17 protein-coding genes are annotated in these 15,932 nt (G+C 66.4%); 10 read left to right on the top strand and 7 right to left on the bottom strand.

Annotated features, from left to right (window positions below):
* The first annotated feature begins 115 nt into the window (after window positions 1-115).
* Entirely contained in the window at window positions 116-1,513 is a 1,398-nt protein-coding gene (gene hemN / locus AC2T4A_RS17135) for an oxygen-independent coproporphyrinogen III oxidase (RefSeq protein ID WP_486741297.1), read from the top strand.
* Between the two features lie 58 nt (window positions 1,514-1,571).
* On the opposite strand, the gene AC2T4A_RS17140 is transcribed toward hemN, so the two are convergent.
* Window positions 1,572-2,960 carry an aldehyde dehydrogenase family protein gene (locus AC2T4A_RS17140; protein WP_486741298.1) on the bottom strand — a complete coding sequence of 463 codons (1,389 nt, stop codon included), beginning with the start codon at window positions 2,958-2,960 and terminating at the stop codon, window positions 1,572-1,574.
* Between the two features lie 109 nt (window positions 2,961-3,069).
* Here AC2T4A_RS17140 and ptrR point away from each other — a divergent pair, with 109 nt between their 5' ends.
* On the top strand, window positions 3,070-3,954 hold the full coding sequence (gene ptrR, locus AC2T4A_RS17145) for a putrescine utilization regulator PtrR (RefSeq protein WP_478379179.1): 885 nt from the start codon (window positions 3,070-3,072) through the stop codon (window positions 3,952-3,954).
* 9 nt (window positions 3,955-3,963) lie between these two features.
* Here the strand turns inward: ptrR and AC2T4A_RS17150 are convergent, their stop codons facing one another.
* The 3 genes from AC2T4A_RS17150 to AC2T4A_RS17160 form a co-directional block, all read right to left on the bottom strand.
* Window positions 3,964-4,290 (bottom strand): hypothetical protein, encoded by a 327-nt coding sequence (locus AC2T4A_RS17150; protein WP_486741299.1) that lies wholly within the window; start codon window positions 4,288-4,290, stop codon window positions 3,964-3,966.
* 4 nt (window positions 4,291-4,294) lie between these two features.
* Window positions 4,295-4,894, bottom strand: a complete 600-nt coding sequence (locus tag AC2T4A_RS17155; RefSeq protein ID WP_486741300.1) for an NAD(P)H-binding protein — start codon at window positions 4,892-4,894, stop codon at window positions 4,295-4,297.
* An 80-nt stretch (window positions 4,895-4,974) separates the two neighbouring features.
* On the bottom strand, window positions 4,975-5,751 hold the full coding sequence (locus AC2T4A_RS17160) for an AraC family transcriptional regulator (protein WP_416752154.1): 777 nt from the start codon (window positions 5,749-5,751) through the stop codon (window positions 4,975-4,977).
* Between the two features lie 142 nt (window positions 5,752-5,893).
* On the opposite strand from AC2T4A_RS17160, the gene AC2T4A_RS17165 reads away from it, so the two are divergent.
* Entirely contained in the window at window positions 5,894-6,247 is a 354-nt protein-coding gene (locus AC2T4A_RS17165) for a VOC family protein (protein WP_486741301.1), read from the top strand.
* A 102-nt stretch (window positions 6,248-6,349) separates the two neighbouring features.
* On the opposite strand, the gene AC2T4A_RS17170 is transcribed toward AC2T4A_RS17165, so the two are convergent.
* Window positions 6,350-6,844: a winged helix-turn-helix transcriptional regulator gene (locus tag AC2T4A_RS17170; RefSeq protein WP_486741302.1), complete on the bottom strand. Its 495-nt coding sequence runs from the start codon at window positions 6,842-6,844 to the stop codon at window positions 6,350-6,352.
* Window positions 6,845-6,951: 107 nt separating this feature from the next.
* Here AC2T4A_RS17170 and fabF point away from each other — a divergent pair, with 107 nt between their 5' ends.
* Window positions 6,952-8,226 (top strand): beta-ketoacyl-ACP synthase II, encoded by a 1,275-nt coding sequence (gene fabF / locus AC2T4A_RS17175; protein WP_486741303.1) that lies wholly within the window; start codon window positions 6,952-6,954, stop codon window positions 8,224-8,226.
* 77 nt (window positions 8,227-8,303) lie between these two features.
* On the opposite strand, the gene AC2T4A_RS17180 is transcribed toward fabF, so the two are convergent.
* The gene (locus tag AC2T4A_RS17180) at window positions 8,304-9,215 is read right to left on the bottom strand and encodes a LysR family transcriptional regulator (RefSeq protein WP_486741304.1); all 912 of its coding nucleotides are present in this window, start codon (window positions 9,213-9,215) and stop codon (window positions 8,304-8,306) included.
* A 141-nt stretch (window positions 9,216-9,356) separates the two neighbouring features.
* On the opposite strand from AC2T4A_RS17180, the gene AC2T4A_RS17185 reads away from it, so the two are divergent.
* Both AC2T4A_RS17185 and AC2T4A_RS17190 read left to right on the top strand, forming a co-directional pair.
* Window positions 9,357-10,904, top strand: coding sequence for an MFS transporter (locus tag AC2T4A_RS17185; RefSeq protein ID WP_486741305.1), 1,548 nt, complete (start codon window positions 9,357-9,359; stop codon window positions 10,902-10,904).
* Between the two features lie 153 nt (window positions 10,905-11,057).
* Entirely contained in the window at window positions 11,058-11,309 is a 252-nt protein-coding gene (locus AC2T4A_RS17190) for a hypothetical protein (protein WP_478379186.1), read from the top strand.
* 22 nt (window positions 11,310-11,331) lie between these two features.
* On the opposite strand, the gene AC2T4A_RS17195 is transcribed toward AC2T4A_RS17190, so the two are convergent.
* Window positions 11,332-11,913 (bottom strand): sugar O-acetyltransferase, encoded by a 582-nt coding sequence (locus tag AC2T4A_RS17195; protein ID WP_486741306.1) that lies wholly within the window; start codon window positions 11,911-11,913, stop codon window positions 11,332-11,334.
* 199 nt (window positions 11,914-12,112) lie between these two features.
* On the opposite strand from AC2T4A_RS17195, the gene AC2T4A_RS17200 reads away from it, so the two are divergent.
* From AC2T4A_RS17200 to AC2T4A_RS17215, 4 genes are read left to right on the top strand one after another with little or no spacing between them, the layout of a single operon-like run.
* Window positions 12,113-12,970, top strand: a complete 858-nt coding sequence (locus tag AC2T4A_RS17200) for a MurR/RpiR family transcriptional regulator (protein WP_486741308.1) — start codon at window positions 12,113-12,115, stop codon at window positions 12,968-12,970.
* A gap of 2 nt (window positions 12,971-12,972) precedes the next feature.
* Window positions 12,973-13,614 (top strand): cysteine hydrolase family protein, encoded by a 642-nt coding sequence (locus AC2T4A_RS17205; protein ID WP_416752168.1) that lies wholly within the window; start codon window positions 12,973-12,975, stop codon window positions 13,612-13,614.
* Window positions 13,615-13,629: 15 nt separating this feature from the next.
* Window positions 13,630-14,970, top strand: a complete 1,341-nt coding sequence (locus tag AC2T4A_RS17210) for a glutamine synthetase (RefSeq protein ID WP_486741309.1) — start codon at window positions 13,630-13,632, stop codon at window positions 14,968-14,970.
* Window positions 14,954-15,697 carry an N-formylglutamate amidohydrolase gene (locus AC2T4A_RS17215; RefSeq protein ID WP_486741310.1) on the top strand — a complete coding sequence of 248 codons (744 nt, stop codon included), beginning with the start codon at window positions 14,954-14,956 and terminating at the stop codon, window positions 15,695-15,697. The genes AC2T4A_RS17210 and AC2T4A_RS17215 overlap by 17 nt, the downstream gene beginning before the upstream one ends.
* Window positions 15,698-15,932: the final 235 nt, after the last annotated feature.

The following is a 15,932-nucleotide window of genomic DNA, read 5'->3' on the forward strand; positions in this document are numbered from 1 at the left end:
CGCCGGGAACACGATGTAACTTCTTGATCCCGCGCAGGAGGCGCGTAGCCTGGGCGGTGTATCGTGCGGCGGCGACTCGCAGCGACAGACTGCCAGCGCCTCAGGAGCCCGTGTCATGCCCGAATCGATGAATTTCAACCGCGCGCTGGTGGAGAAGTACGACCGTCCCGGCCCGCGCTATACCTCCTATCCCACCGCGCCGCAGTTCCATGCTGCCTTCGCCGCCGACGACTATCGCGCGGCCGCCCAGCGCAGCAACCACCCTGGCAACGGGAGCGCGGCCAAGCCGCTGTCGGTGTACATCCACATCCCGTTCTGCAAGAGCCTCTGCTACTACTGCGCCTGCAACAAGATCATCACCCAGAAGACCCACCGCGCCGTGGAGTATCTGGATTACCTCAAGCGTGAAATCGCCATGCAGGCGGTGCTGTTCGACGGCACTCGCAAGCTCACCCAGCTGCACCTGGGCGGTGGCACGCCGACTTACCTCACCAGCGAGCAGCTGGGCGAGGTGATGGACAGCCTGCGCCAGCACTTCAACCTGGATGAGAGCGATGCCCATGAGTTCTCAATCGAAGTCGACCCGCGCACCATCAGCCGCGAGCGCATTGCTGAACTGCGCGCCCAGGGCTTCAACCGGCTGAGCTTCGGCGTGCAGGATTTCGACGAGCAGGTGCAGCAAGCGGTCAACCGCGTGCAGAGCGAGCAGCAGGTTTTCGACCTGGTGCAGGCGGCCCGCGAGGCGAAGTTCAAGTCGGTCTCGGTAGACCTGATCTACGGCCTGCCGCTGCAGACCGTGGCGAGCTTCGATACCACGCTATCCAAGATCATCGCCCTGCGCCCCGACCGCATCGCCGCCTACAGCTACGCCCACCTGCCCGAACGGGTACGCGCGCAGCGGCTGATCCGTCGTGAAGACATGCCGCCACCGGAGCGCAAGCTCGAACTTCTGGAGCTGACCATCCAGCGCCTGACCGAGGCGGGCTACGTCTACATCGGCATGGACCACTTCGCCCTGCCGGATGACGAGCTCACCGTGGCCCGCAGCAACGGCACTCTGCAGCGCAACTTCCAGGGTTACTCGACCCATGCCGATTGCGACCTGATCGCCCTGGGCGTGTCGTCCATCAGCAAGGTCGGCGATACCTACGGGCAGAACGTGAAGGAGCTTTCGCAGTACTACGCGCGGATCAATGAAGGCCTGTTGCCGGTGCACAAGGGCTATCGCCTGACCGAAGACGACCGCCTGCGCCGCGAGGTGATCAGCGCGCTGATGTGCCATGGACGAGTGGATTACACCCCGCTGGAGGAGCGTCATGGCATCCGCTTCGGCAAGTACTTCGAGGACGCGTTGCGGCGGTTGCAGGAGCAGGCCGGCGACGGCCTGATCGAGCTGCACGACGACGCCCTGGTGCTGCTGCCCCAGGGCCAGTTGATGATGCGCAGCGTGGCCATGGCCTTCGATGCCTACCTGGGTGGCGGGCAGCAGGAGCGCTTTTCGCGGACCATCTGACGCGGCTGCCGAATGCACAGCGGCCCGCCATCGAGGCGGGCCGCTGTGTTTTCACCGCTTAGCGGCGGTCGACCCAGACGGTCTGTGCGTTGCAGAACTCGCGCACGCCGAAGTGCGACAGCTCGCGACCGAAGCCGCTTTTCTTCACGCCACCGAAACCCACGCGGGGATCGCTGGCGCTGTAGCCATTGATGAACACGCCACCGACATCCAGCTCGGCGGTCATCTGCCGTGCGCGGGCGAGGTCGGCGGTGAACACCGTGGCAGTCAGGCCGAAATCGCTGTCGTTGGCCAGCTCCAGCGCATGACGGGCGTCCTTCGCGCGGATGATCGAGGCCACCGGGCCGAACAGCTCTTCGCGGAACGAAGTCATGTCCGGGGTGACGTCGGCCAGCACGGTGGGCTGGTAGAAGTTGCCTGCGCCGTCGACCTTGCCGCCGCCCAGCAGCAGGGTGGCGCCTTCGGCCAGGGTGCGCTGCACCTGGTCATCCAGTTCGTCGCGTAGGTCGAAGCGAGCCATGGGGCCGATATAGGTCTGCGCCTGGGTCGGGTCGCCCATCGCCAGTTCGCGGGTTGCCGCGACGAAGCGTTCGGTGAAAACGTCGGCGATGCTGTCCTCGATGATGAAGCGCTTGGCTGCGGCGCAGACCTGTCCGGAGTTCTGGAAGCGCCCGGCGACGGCGGCCTTCACGGCCACCTCGAGATCGGCGTCGGCGAGCACGATGAAGGCGTCCGAGCCGCCCAGTTCCAGCACGCACTTCTTCAGCGCAGCGCCCGCCTGGGAGCCGATGGCGGAGCCGGCGCGCACGCTGCCGGTAACGGTCACGGCGGCGATGCGGTCATCGCCGATGGCCTGGGACACCAGGTCATTGCCGACGTTGATCACCTCGAAGGTGCCGGCCGGGAAGTCCGCCTGCTGGAACGCCTGCTGCATCAGGTAGGCACTGCCCATGACGTTGGGCGCGTGCTTGAGCACATAGGTATTGCCCGCCAGCAGCGCCGGCACCGCCCCGCGCAGCACCTGCCAGATCGGGAAGTTCCACGGCATCACCGCGAGGATCGGGCCCAGCGGGCGGTACTCGATCCAGGCGCGCTCATGCTCAACGCTGGTCGGCTCCGGGGCGAGCATCTGCGGGCCGTTGGCGGCGTACCAGTCGCACAGGCCGGCGCACTTCTCCACTTCGCCACGGGCCTGGGTGATGGGTTTACCCATCTCGGCGGTAATGCTGGCGGCAAGGGCGTCGGCGTTGGCGCGCAAGGCCTGGCCGAGGCGTACCAGGGCGGCAGCGCGCTGTTCCAGCGGGGTGCGCTTCCAGGTGGCGTAGCCCTGGGCCGCGCGGGCCAGGGATTGCTCCAGCGCCTCGACGGATTCGAGGGCGTAGCTGGCGATCACCTCGCCAGTGGCGGGGTTGCGGGAGATCGCGTGGGTCTGCGGGGAAATGCTCATGGCTCGCTCCTGGAAGGTGGGTGGAAGGGGAGTGACGCCAGTTTCGCGTTGAATCATGCTTATGAAAACTGAATAATAATGATGATTACACTCTCGTATGGAGAATGAAGTGGACTTGGTCCAGCTGGAAATCTTCTGTGCCGTGGCGGCCCACAAGAGCATCGCCGCGGCCGCCCAGGCCATGCACCGTGTGCCCTCCAACCTGACCACGCGGATCAAGCAACTGGAGGCGGACCTTGGCGCCGACCTGTTCATCCGCGAGAACAACCGCCTGCGCCTGTCCCTGGCCGGGCACGACTTCCTTGTCTATGCCTCGCGCATCCTGGGCCTGGTGGAAGAGGCGCGGGTAGTAGTGTCCGGTAAGGAGCCCACCGGCCGCTTCCCCATCGGCTCGCTGGAGAGTACGGCGGCGGTGCGCATCCCGCGCCTGCTGGCGCGCTACCACCAGCAGTATCCGAAGGTGGAGCTGGACCTCTCCACCGGGCCTTCGGGCGACATGATCGATGGGGTAATCGCTGGCGAGTTGATCGCCGCCTTCGTCGACGGGCCGATCAAGCACCCGGCATTGGAGGGCGTGCCGGTGTTCGATGAGGAAATGCTGGTAGTTGCGCCCTCGCATCACGCCGCTATTCACCGTGGGAGCGATGCAGACGGCGAGATGATCTACGTGTTCCGCGACAACTGCTCCTACCGCCATCACTTCGAGCGCTGGTTCGCCGCCGACGGCGCGGCGCCCGGCGCGATCCGCGAGCTGGAGTCCTACCACAGCATGCTCGCTTGCGTGAGCGCCGGCGGTGGCCTGGCGGTAATGCCGCGTAGCATGCTGAGCAACATGCCCGGCAGCGCCTCGGTCAGTGCCTGGCCGATGGTTGGCGACTTTGCCCGGCTGAACACCTGGCTGATCTGGCGCAGCGATTCACGTTCGCGCTCGCTGGAGCTGTTCCGTCAGTTGGTGGAGGAGCAGGCGGCGGCGCTGGATATGGCCGGGGGCTGAGTTGCCTGATCAGCGCTTTTGAGGTCCGTCCTTGCGGATCTCGCGCATTTTTCGACGTAGCGCGTAGGCCACTCCTGCGCCGAGAATCCCGCCCATCAGCGTGGCCAGCAGCTCCGCCAGCAGACCCATGGCGCTGGCGACGCTCATGGACTGCAGGTAGTTGCCCAGTTCCGGCCAAAGCGCCAGCCAGAGGCCGACGAAGAGCAGCACCAGGTCGTACCAGAGGCCGCTGACGCCGGCCGGGCGGTAGCCGCGCACGAACAGGATGAATGCACTGAAGACCAGCGCCAGGAGCAGGACGCCGAGGAACTGGCTGAGTGCATCGGGCCCGGACATCACCTTAGCCCTCGCCGCTGCGCAGGCGCAGGCACTGGCCGCTGTGCAGGCCCAGCCGCATCTCGTCCAGCAGCGCCTCGGCGTAGGAGAGCGCCAGGGCGGAGTCCTGGGAGGAATCGCCGCCGGCACGGCTGAAGTCGTCTATGCGTAGGCCTTCGGGCATTGGCGGGGCTTCCACCAGCGTCCAGTCCAGGCCGCTTACCTCCAGGCTGCGGGCCAGACCGGCGCCGAGCTGTTCCTGCTGCGCATCGGCGGGTTCCACCAGCCAGCTCCAGTGGCCGACCAGCAGCAAGCGCGGTACTTCCGCGCGCAAGCATCCGTCGATCAGCGCGCCGCACTGCGCCGGGAGGGCCTCTGCGGGCTGGTCGTCGAGGAAGGCGAATACGGCAGCCAGCCCCGCTACGGCTTCGCTGACCACAACTGATGACTCCAGGCTACCCAGCTTGCAGCGCAGGCCGGGGCGGGCGCGCAGGCGGTTGAGGTCGTCGAGCAGCACGGTGACCTCGTGCTGGCGCTGCAGGGCGCCGGCGATCAGCGCCTGGCTGAAGCTGCCCGTGGGGTTGAACAGCCCAAGCTTCAGGGTCGGGGTTTCCAGGTTGTGCATGTGGACTCCTTCGACGGATGCGGCCTATGCATATCGAAGGAGGTGGCGGGCAAGGGTTCCGTCCAATTGCGCCAATGGCGTTACGGGCTAATCGTCGTTGCCTGGTAGGAGCTGGGCACCACGCCCAGGCTGCGGCGGAACATGCTGGTAAAAGCGCTCGGGCTGTCGTAGCCCAACTCCAGCGCCACGCGGGTGACCGGGTTGCCTGCTGCGAGACGGGTGACGGCGGCGAGCAGGCAGGCCTGCTGGCGCCAGGCGCCGAAGGACAGGCCGGTCTGCTGGCGGAACAGCCGACTGAAGGTGCGGGTGCTGCAATGCAGGTCGGCGGCCCAATGGTCCGCAATGACACCGATATCCGGCGCTCGCAGGAAGTTCCGGCAGAGCTCCGCCAACTGCGGGTGCGCCGGCAGCGGCGCGAACAGCGGCAGGCTGGGGGCCTGGCGCAGTTCGTGGAGCAGCAGGCGGATCAGGTCGCCGTCGCGGCCGCTTTCGTCGTGCAGCGCCGGCACCTCGACGCTGGCCAGCAGCAGGTGATGCAGCAATGGCGAGACGGTCAGCGCCTGGCACAGCAGGGTGTCACGCACCGGCACGCGCGGGTCGATGTAAAGGCTGCGCGTGCTCACGCCGCGCATCAGTACGCGATGCTGCTTGCCGGCGGGAATCCACACACCGCTATAAGGCGGAATCACCCAGGCGCCGTCTTCGGTCTCCACCTCCATCAGCCCGCTCATGCCATAGAGGAACTGCGCGCGGCGATGGGCGTGGGGCTTGAGCAGCGTGCCGAGCGGATAGTCGGTGCCGATGGCGAGGACGTCGCGGTCGACATCATCGACGCTGGCGAGGGGGATATTGAGCATGGTGGCGAATCTGGCTGAGTCGCGATGATTATTCTTCAATCATCCTGAAATGGCCAACAGCGATGCCGCTGACCTATACGGAAGGCTTTGTGTGGACAATTTGCCGTAGGATCAGGCCGACATGACTTGCCAGGAGGCGACTATGGGTACCCGAGGAAACGACCGTCAGATCGACAACATCGAGTTCAACGTCAACGATATCGCGCGCAGTAAAGCCTTCTACGGCAGCGCTTTCGGCTGGACCTTCACCGACTACGGCCCCACTTACACGGAATTCAGCGACGGCCGCCTCACTGGCGGCTTCACCACCGGCGAGCCGGTGCGTCCCGGTGGCCCGCTGGTGATCCTCTATGCCGACGACCTGGAACAGACCCAGGCCCGCGTGCAAGCCGCCGGCGCGACCCTCAGTCGCGCGACTTTCGCCTTCCCCGGCGGCAGGCGCTTTCACTTCATCGATCCGGACGGCTATGAGCTGGCGGTGTGGTCGGCGGGCTGAGTCGTCTGCGCGAGATACCGCCGTATCTGCGGGGCAGCCAAAGACCATAGGCCAGGCCGGGGCAGCCTCGGCCTCCGGGGCGCCAGCGCCTGTCTGCCCGTCTCATTTCCAGTCGTTGCGAATATGCCGGAGTCGTTCCTGCATGCCTTGGCTGGCGCCGGGCCCATGGCTCAGTGCGCAGTCTTCCCATGGCACGATCTGCCCCGATTCGGGATTGACCATCATGGGTTGCAACACCTCGCCTGTTGCCTTTTCCACTACCTGGACGCTGGGTGCTTCCTCGGCAAAGTGCTTGTTGCCCCAGGCAATGAGTGCGAAGAGCACGGCCTTCAGGTCTCGCCCGCACTCCGTCGGGATGTACTCATGGCGCAGGGGTTTTGTGGAGTAGGCGCGCTTTTCCAGCAATCCCGCCTCCACCAATGCATTGAGCCGGCGGGTAAGCATGTTCGGCGCGATCTCCAGGCTTCTGGAGAACTCATCGAAGCGCGTCAGGCCGTGCAGGGCATCGCGCATGATCAGCAGGCTCCACCACTCGCCCACGTGTTCGAGACTGAGCGCCACAGGGCACTCTGCATCTTTCATTGTCTTGCGTTGCATGGCGATTCTTCGCGCTCGTGGTCGGGATTGTCGTATTGGATGTTACTTTCATTATGATAGTGACGTCATCAGTACAACAGGGTAGCAGCCGCGAAGGAGTGGCCTCGATGAGCAAACGTATCGTTGTGACAGGAATGGGCGCCGTTACACCGCTGGGTTGTAGCGTGGAGCTGGTATGGGAGCGCCTGTTGGCGGGCAGGTCGGGCATTCGCCAGCTTCCGGAGTCGCTGATCGGTGACCTTTCGGTGCGAATCGGTGGCCAGGTGCCGACTCCTGAAGAGGATTCGGAGGGCGGGTTCGACCCGGACCTGGTGCTGTCCGCTAAGGATCAGCGCAAGGTGGATCGCTTCATCCTCTTTGCGCTGGCGGCGGCGGAGGAGGCGCTGGCGCAAGCGGGATGGAAGCCCGCCACAGCGCAGGACCAGGAGCGCACCGCAACCATCATCGCGTCGGGTATCGGTGGTTTCCCGGCGATCGCCGATGCGGTGCGGACGACCGACAGCAAGGGGCCGCGTCGCCTGTCGCCGTTCACTATTCCCTCGTTTCTGAGCAACCTGGCAGCCGGCCAGGTTTCCATTCGCCATGCTCTGAAGGGGCCGTTGGGGGCGCCGGTCACTGCCTGCGCGGCAGGCGTCCAAGCCATCGGCGATGCAGCCCGCATGATCCTGGCCGGTGAGGTGGATGTGGCGCTGTGTGGCGGCGCGGAGGCGGCTATCCATCGCGTCAGCCTGGCCGGTTTTGCGGCTGCGCGGACCTTGGCCAGCGATTTCAATGAAAGTCCGGAGACGGCCTCGCGCCCCTTCGATGAGGCGCGCGACGGCTTCGTGATGAGTGAGGGGGCCGGCCTGCTGGTCATCGAAGAGCTTGAGCACGCCTTGGCGCGCGGGGCCAAACCCTTGGCCGAGCTAGTGGGTTATGGCACGAGTGCCGATGCCTACCACATCACCTCCGGCCCCGAGGACGGCGATGGGGCTCAGCGGGCAATGAGAAAAGCCCTGCAACAGGCCGGCGTAGCACCAGGCCAGATAGGCCACCTGAATGCCCATGCAACCTCGACTCCGGTTGGTGACAAGGCTGAGCTGGCGGCCATCAAGGCGGTCTTCCAGGGGGCAGCGTCGCCGATCATCAGTGCCACCAAGTCTTCCACGGGGCATTTGCTGGGAGCGGCGGGTGGGATCGAGGCGATTTTCACCGTGCTGGCGCTGCGGGACCAATTGGCACCGGCGACGCTCAACCTGCATACCCCTGACCCATTGGCTGCAGGGCTTCGCCTGGCAACCACCAGCCCACAAACGCTGCATACCGACTACGCACTCTCCAATGGCTTTGGATTTGGCGGCGTCAATGCCAGTGTGCTGTTCCGCCGCTGGTCGAACGAGTGATTCCTGGGCGGCCGAACAGCAAGCAGATCACTGCTGTTGGCCGCCTTGATCCTCGAATTCCCCGGCTGACGGTGGTGCTACTTCATCGACCCGGAAGGCTGAGAGCTGGCGGTGTGGTCGGCGGACTGCCCCTTGACCTGTTCGATGTAGCGTCGCACCACCGGTGATTTCTCGAAGCGCCGGTGCAGCAGTGACAGCCAGGATCGCGGCCTGCAGTCGGCGAGCGGACGGTAGTTCACCTGCGGCAGCTGTACCCGGCGGACCACCGATTCCGGAACGATCGCAATGCCACGGCCCAGGGACACCAGGGCGATCACCGCGACGAGGCTGCCCGGCTGCTGGCCCAGGCGCGGGGAAAAGCCGCCGGCGCTGGCGACTTCCAGCGTGCCTGATATCTGCTCTGGAAGGATGAAGGTTTCCCCGCTCAGCCTGGCGGCGCGAATCTCCGGCAGTTCGTTGAGGCGCGAGGCGGCGGGGAGGGCGAGAACGAAGCCTTCCTCCTGCAGCGCGATGGCTTCCAGCTCCTCCGGCAGGTTCATTGGCGAGCGTACGTAGGCGAGGTCGAGCGCGCCGTCGCGCACCTGCGCCGGCAGTTGCGCCATGGGTGTTTCGCTGATGTCGAGGTCTACGGCTGGCAGGATGCGGGTGAACTGCTCGACATGCTGCTGCAGCACGCCGGAATAGGCCGCCGAGGCTACGTAGCCCAGGCGCAGATGCCCGGTTTCACCCCGCCCGGCGCGCTGCGCGCCCAGTTGCGCGGCATCGAACTGGCGCACGGCGAGTTCGGCTTCCGCCAGCAGGGCTTCGCCGGCGGCGGTCAGGCGCACCTCACGCTGGGAGCGCTGGAACAGCAGCACGCCGAGTTCCTTTTCCATGTCCTGGATCTGCCGGCTCAGAGTCGGCGGAGCGATGCCCAACTGCTCGGCCGCACGGGTGAAGTGGCCGTGGTGGGCGACGCTGAGAAAGTAGCGGAAATGACGGATTTCCATGTTCGTTAGTCGCAGGCTAATGACGAAGGCCGCCGAAGCTAACAAGCCCGGCGCACGCGGGCGTTACCGTGGGGGCAACACTACAAGGCTGGCGCGGTGAGGGCAAAACCCGGCGCGTCGGCCAGCGCTGGAAGCCTTGCCATGTCCGACCCTGCCGTTTGCGAACGACCTTCCGCCCGTTTCACCCTGCTGACCGCCTCGGCGGTGTGTGCGCTGATCATCCTCGATACCAACATCGTCGCCGTTTCGCTGCCGAGCATCGCTCGCGACCTGTCCGGTTCCTTCGCTGATATCGAGTGGGTGGTCAGCGCCTACCTGCTGGCTTTCGCCGCCTGCCTGCTGCCCGCCGGCAGCCTAGCCGACCGTTTCGGCCGGCGGCGCATGCTGCTGCTCGGGCTGCTGCTGTTCGGTGCGGCCTCGCTGGCGTGCGGTGCGGCGCCGAGCCTGCTGTTCCTTGATATCGCCCGTGCCGCCAAGGGCGTTGGCGCCGCGCTGTTGCTGACTTCCGCGCTCGCCGCCATCGGCCATCGCTTCCATGAGCCCGAGGAGCGTCTGCGCGCCTGGGCTTTCTGGGGTGCGTGCATGGGTGCCACCATCACCTTCGCACCGCTGCTGGGCGGGGTGATTTCCGCCACGCTGGGGTGGCGCTGGATCTTCTACCTCAATCTGCCCCTGGTGGTGTTGCTGGGAGCGATGGCGCTGCGCAGCATCGAGGAGTCCCGCGACAGTGCTTCGGCACGACTCGACCCGCTAGGCAGCCTGACCTTCGCCGGCGGCCTTGGCTACCTGATCTGGGCGCTCATCGATGGTAACCGCGTCGGTTGGGACAGCCCGCAGACCCTCGGGCGGCTGCTGGTCAGCGCTGGCCTGCTGGGTTTGTTCGTGCTGGTGGAGCGCAGCCAGGCGCGGCCGATGATCGATCTGCGGTTGATGCGCAGTGGCCGTTTCATCGGCGCCTTGCTCGGCATGTTCGCCTACGCCGCCTGTGCCCAGGTGATGATGACGCTGCTGCCGCTCTACCTGCAGAACGGTTTGCAGCTGTCGGCGGTTGCAGCGGGCGCGGGGATGCTGCCGTTTGCCCTGGCGATGTTGCTGGCGCCACGGGTGGGTTTGCGTCTGAGCGGGCGATTCAGTCCAGCCAGGGTTTTCGCCCTGGGGCTGGTGCTCGTCGGCGTGGGCAACCTGCTTTGCGCGCTGGCGGCCGGGCAGGGCGGTTACCCGGCCTTTGCCCTCGCCAGCCTGGTACTGGGCGCCGGCGCCGGGCTGCTCAACGGCGACACGCAGAAGAACATCATGGCCTGCGTACCTCGTGAGCGCACCGGTATGGCCTCGGGGCTGAGCACCACCACGCGCTTCGCCGCCATCGTGCTGGCCATCGGCATTCTCGGCGGTGTGCTGGCTGCGCGCAGTGCCCGATTGCTGCGTGGTGCGCTGGCAGAGCTTGCACCTGCGCAACTGGACAAGGCCGCCGAGATGGCAACCCGCGCAGCGGCGGGTGACTTCACGGCGGCGCTGTCGCTGGCCGATCCAGGGTTGCGGGATGCGCTGGCGCCCGCTGTTCGGCAAGCCTTCATCGGTGGTTTCGAAGGGGTGTTGCTGGTGGCGGGCGTCGCGGCCCTGGTGTTCGCCGTGTTGGTGGGCACGCTGCTCGGCAGGCCGATGCCGGTCCACGAGCCGGTGCCGGCCTGAAACGGCCGTTTGTCCGCTGCCCTGCGGGGCGGTGGTGGTTGCCGGAACTGTCGCTTGCCCGGCCGGGTCAGGAATCAGGAGGAGTGCGCGTTGCGCGCCTCATCGCTGTCATCCAGAGCAGAACGGGCCATTCGCGGCCAGGGGGAGAAGCGCATGCAGCAGTCAGCCGAGCCTGAGTTCATGGCACCCAGTGAATACCTGACGTCCAGCGGCGTCGCCGTGTTGATGTCGCCGCGTTACATCGCCCCAGGCAAGGTGGGCGAAGTGTTGTTGTCGCTGGCGAAGGTGCCGGCCGGCGTGTCGCCGCTGGACGTGGTGGTTGGCCCGTGGGAGTCCCACGAGGAAGCCTTCCAGGCGTCCCATGACGCGGCCGAGCGCTGGGTCGAGCGCCTCGACGACGCCTGAGCAAGCGCGCTCGCCCTGATCGTCAGCGGTAGCGCTGGCGGTCGGCCTCGCTGATCGGCCGGATGACCCGCGCCGGGTTGCCGGCCGCCAGCACGCCTTCGGGAATGTCGCGTACCACCACGGCGCCGGCACCGATCACGCTGTTCGCGCCGATGCTCACGCCCGGCAGGATGTTCACCCCTGCGCCGATCCACACGTTGTCGCCGATGCTCACCGGGTGCGCGTACTCCAACCCCTGGTTGCGCCGCTCGGCGTCCAGCGGATGGCCGGCGGTGCAGATACCGACGTTCGGCGCGATGAACACGTCGTTGCCGATGCTGACCCTGGCGCCGTCGAGGATCACCAGGTTGACGTTGGCGTAGAAGCGCTCGCCGATCTCGATGTTGAAGCCATAGTCGCAATGCAGCGGACCTTCGATCACGAAGCCTGCGCCGATACGCGCGAACAGCTCCCCGAGGATCGCCTCGCGGCGCTCACGGTCGTCCGGGTGGCAATGGTTGAAGTCGAAGAGCTTTGCCTTGGCCTCGGCGCGCTGGCGCAGCACCTGCGGGTCGTGATTGGCGTCGTAGAGCAGTCCGGCGGCAGCTTTTTCCAGCTCGGTCATCAAGGTTGATCCCTGGCGGCTTTGAAGGCGTTCGACGTCCTTGCGAACGCACCGGTTCCCTTTGCGGAAAATGGCACGCGCGGCTCTGCGTCGAGAGGTTGATGGGTGCGTTCAGCTTTGGTAGTGAATACTACAGAAAATAGATATTGAAAGTTTCTGGAGCGCATTATACAAATTGGCCACAACAAGAGGCGCACCCATGCTCACACTCAAAGACCGCCTGAACACCCCGGAAGTCGAGCTCACCAAGGCCGAGCGCAAAGTCCTGCGTGCCTTGCTCGATGACTACCCGCGCGCCGGCCTCGGGCCGATGTCGCGCCTCGCGCGCCAGGCCGGGGTCAGCGATCCCAGCATCCTGCGGCTGGTGAAGAAGCTCGGTTTCAGCGGCTACAGCGACTTCCAGAACGCACTGATGGCCGAGGTGGACGACCGCCTGCGCTCGCCGCGTACCCTGCTCGCCGGGCGCCGCGAAGGCATGAGTCGCGATGACGTCTGGTCCAACTACCTGAGCGACGCCAGCGAAGGCATCCAGCGCACCCTGGCGCTGACCCAGGCCGACGACGTGCGCCTGCTTGGCGACTGGCTGCTCGACCCCAAGCTGCGCGTGCTCTGCCACGGCGGTCGTTTCAGCCGCTTCGTCGCCGGCTACCTGGTGGCGCACCTGCGCATGCTGCGCAGCGGCTGCCTGCTGCTGGACGACGGCGCCGCGCTGCCCGACCAGTTGGGCGACATCGACCGTCAGACGCTGGTGGTGGTGTTCGACTACCGCCGCTACCAGGCCCAGGCACTGGGCGTGGCCCGCGCGGCGAAGGCCCGTGGCGCACGCGTGGTGCTGTTCACCGACATCTACGACTCGCCGCTGCGCGATTTCGCCGACCTGATCATCAGCGCCCCGGTGGAGTCCCCGTCGCCCTTCGACACCCTGGTGCCGACCATGGCCCAGGTCGAGGCGCTGATCGCCAGCCTGGTAGCGCGCATGGATGGCCAGCTCGACGAACGCCTGGAAGGCATCGACCACCTGAGAGCTGCCTTCGGCAGCCACATCCTCGAGGAATGACTGTGCTCACGCTGCCGCATCAATCGCCCCGCGACCTTCCGTTCACCCCCGGCCAGACCGCCATCCTGTTCGTCGATATGCAGAACGCCTGGGTCATTCCCGGCCGCGATGCCCACATCGACCCGTTAGCCCACCGCTATTTCTACGAGCGCGTCGAGTCGAGCGTGATACCCAACCAGCAACGCCTCCTGGCGGCGATGCGCGAGGTCGGCGGCGAGGTGCTGCACACCATCATCGAGAGCCTCACCGCTGACGGCCGTGATCGCTCGCTTGACCACAAGCTCTCCGACATGCACCTGCCCAAGGGCAGTCCGGATGCCCAGGTGATCTACGAGCTGGAACCGCGCGAGAACGAGATCGTGCTGCCGAAGACGTCCTCCGGGGTCTTCAACTCCACCGCCATCGACTACGTGCTGCGCAACCTGAACACCCGCCACCTGATCATCTGCGGCGTGGTCACCGACCAGTGCGTGGACATGGCCGTGCGCGACGCCGCCGACCGGGGCTACCTCGTCACCCTGGTGGAAGACGCCTGCGCCACCCACACCGCCGAACGCCACCAGGCCTGCCTGGAAGCAATCAAGGGCTACTGCTGGATCGCCGACACCGACACGGTGCTGGCCCGCATCGCCGCGCTGGCCTGAGGCCGGGAGAACGCCATGAGTCAGAACAATAACAATGCCGCTCCGATGCGCCTGACCAGCTTCGTCACCACCGACCTCTGCGGCATCACCCGCGGCCGTTCGCTTCCCGAATCGGAAGTCGCCGAGCAACTGGCCACCGGCTGCGGCTGGGTGCCCGCCAATAGCGCGCTGACGCCCCAGGACATCATCGCCGACGACAACCCCTGGGGCAGCCACGGCGACCTGCGCCTGCTGCCCGACCCGAGCAGCCGGGTGCGCCTGGAAAACGGCCCCGACTCCCAGGCCGCGCCGCTGGATTACCTGCACGGCGACCTGGTGACCACCACCGGTGCGCCCTGGCCGGTTTGCCTGCGCACGCTGCTGCGCGAGGAGATCGCCCGCTACCGCGAGCTGGACCTGCAGGTCACCGCCGCCTTCGAACACGAATTCAACCTGCTCGGCCTGCCGGACGAACACGCCGCCGCCTTCTCCCTGCAGGCGCAGCGGCAGACCGGCAACTTCGGCGGCTGGCTGATGAGCGCGCTGGAGCAGATCGGCGCCGAGCCGGAAATGTTCCTGCCCGAGTACGGGCGCAACCAGTACGAAGTCACCTGCCGGCCGACCCAGGGCGTTGCCGCTGCCGACCGTGCGGTGAATGTCCGTGAAGTCACCCGCGAGATCGCTCGGCAGTTCGGCTGGCGCAGCAGCTTCACGCCGCTGCTGGCCCCCGGCGCCGTGACCAACGGCGTGCACCTGCACCTGAGCCTGCAACGGCGGGATGGCACCCCGGTGTTCTATGACGAGGCCGCGCCAACCAACCTGTCGACACTCGCCGAGCACTGGGCCGCTGGCGTGCTGCGCCATCTGCCGGCGCTGTGTGCGCTCACCGCGCCGACGGCGGTTTCCTACCTGCGGCTGAAGCCGCACCACTGGAGCGCCGCCTACGCCTGCCTGGGCCTGCGCAACCGCGAAGCGGCGCTGCGCATCTGCCCGGTGGTGGAGATCGGCGGCAAACCCAAGGCGCGCCAGTTCAACCTGGAATTCCGCCCGATGGACGCCACCGCCAGCCCGCACCTGGCCATGGCCGCCGTGTTGATTGCCGGGCGGCTGGGCATGCAGCAGGAACTGCCGCTGTCGGCGGTCACCGATGTCGACCCGCACAGCCTCAGCAATGCGCAGCGCGAGGAACTGGGCATCAAGTCCCTGCCCGGTTCGCTGGAGGAGGCCCAGCGCCTGCTGCTGGCTGATACCGAACTGTGCGCCCAGCTGCCGCCGGCGCTACTGCAGACCTATGTCTCCATGAAGCGCCAGGAGCAGGCCCTGACCCGTGAACTCAGCGAAGAGCAACTCTGTGAATCCTATGCAAAGTTCTACTGAGGCCGGTCTGTACCGGCGCCCGCCGTTCGAGATCATCAACCCGCAGGGCAGGAGCCCGGTGCTGCTGGTCTGCGAGCATGCCAGCCGTTACATCCCCGAGGAACTGGCGCAGTTGGGCCTGGACGATGCGGCAGCGGCCGAACACATCGCCTGGGACATCGGCGCGCTGGACCTGGCCCGCGAACTGTCGGCGCGCCTGGACGCCACGTTGCTGGTGGCCAACTACTCGCGCCTGCTGATTGACCTCAACCGCCCGCTGTCTGCCCCGGATGCGATTCCCGAGCACAGCGAGATCTACCCGATCCCCGGCAACCGCAACCTGAGCGCGGCAGCCCGGCAGGAGAGGGTGGCGAGCCTGTTCGAACCCTTCCACCGGCAACTGGCCGCGCTGCTCGACGAACGCCTGGCTGCCGCCCGGCCAACCCGGCTGGTCGGCGTACACAGCTTCACTCCGAGCTATCGCGGCGAGATGCGCCCGTGGGTTGCCGGAGTGCTCTATGCCAAGGCCGAGGCCTATGCCCAGCGCATGGTGGCGGGGCTGCGGGAGAGCGGGGAGGAGATCGGCGCCAACCAGCCCTATGTGATCGACCCGCTGGAGGACATGACCGTGCCGGTGCATGGCGACGAACGCGGCGTGGACGCCGTGCTGATCGAAATCCGCAATGACGGACTGCGGACCCCGCAAGGGGTGGAAGCCTGGGCAGAACGCCTGGCTCCCTGGCTCTGAGAGCCTGTTTACGACCTGCTGCGCGTCGGCCGCAGGGCGTTGAAAAGCGCCCTCAGATGCTCATTTACGGCTCGTGAACTTCCGCTCTTCGGGCGCTTTTCGCCTACTACGGCGCTAGCTCGCGAGGTCGTAAGCAGGCTCTGAGGACCCAAGCCCGACCGGTGTGCTGAAGTGGCCGGGCAGGAGACAACAACAATTCAGCGCATGAGCGCCGAACCCTAAAAGCTGCCGTTCC

The sequence above is a fragment of the Pseudomonas sp. PVC-3-1 genome, assembly GCF_057444315.1.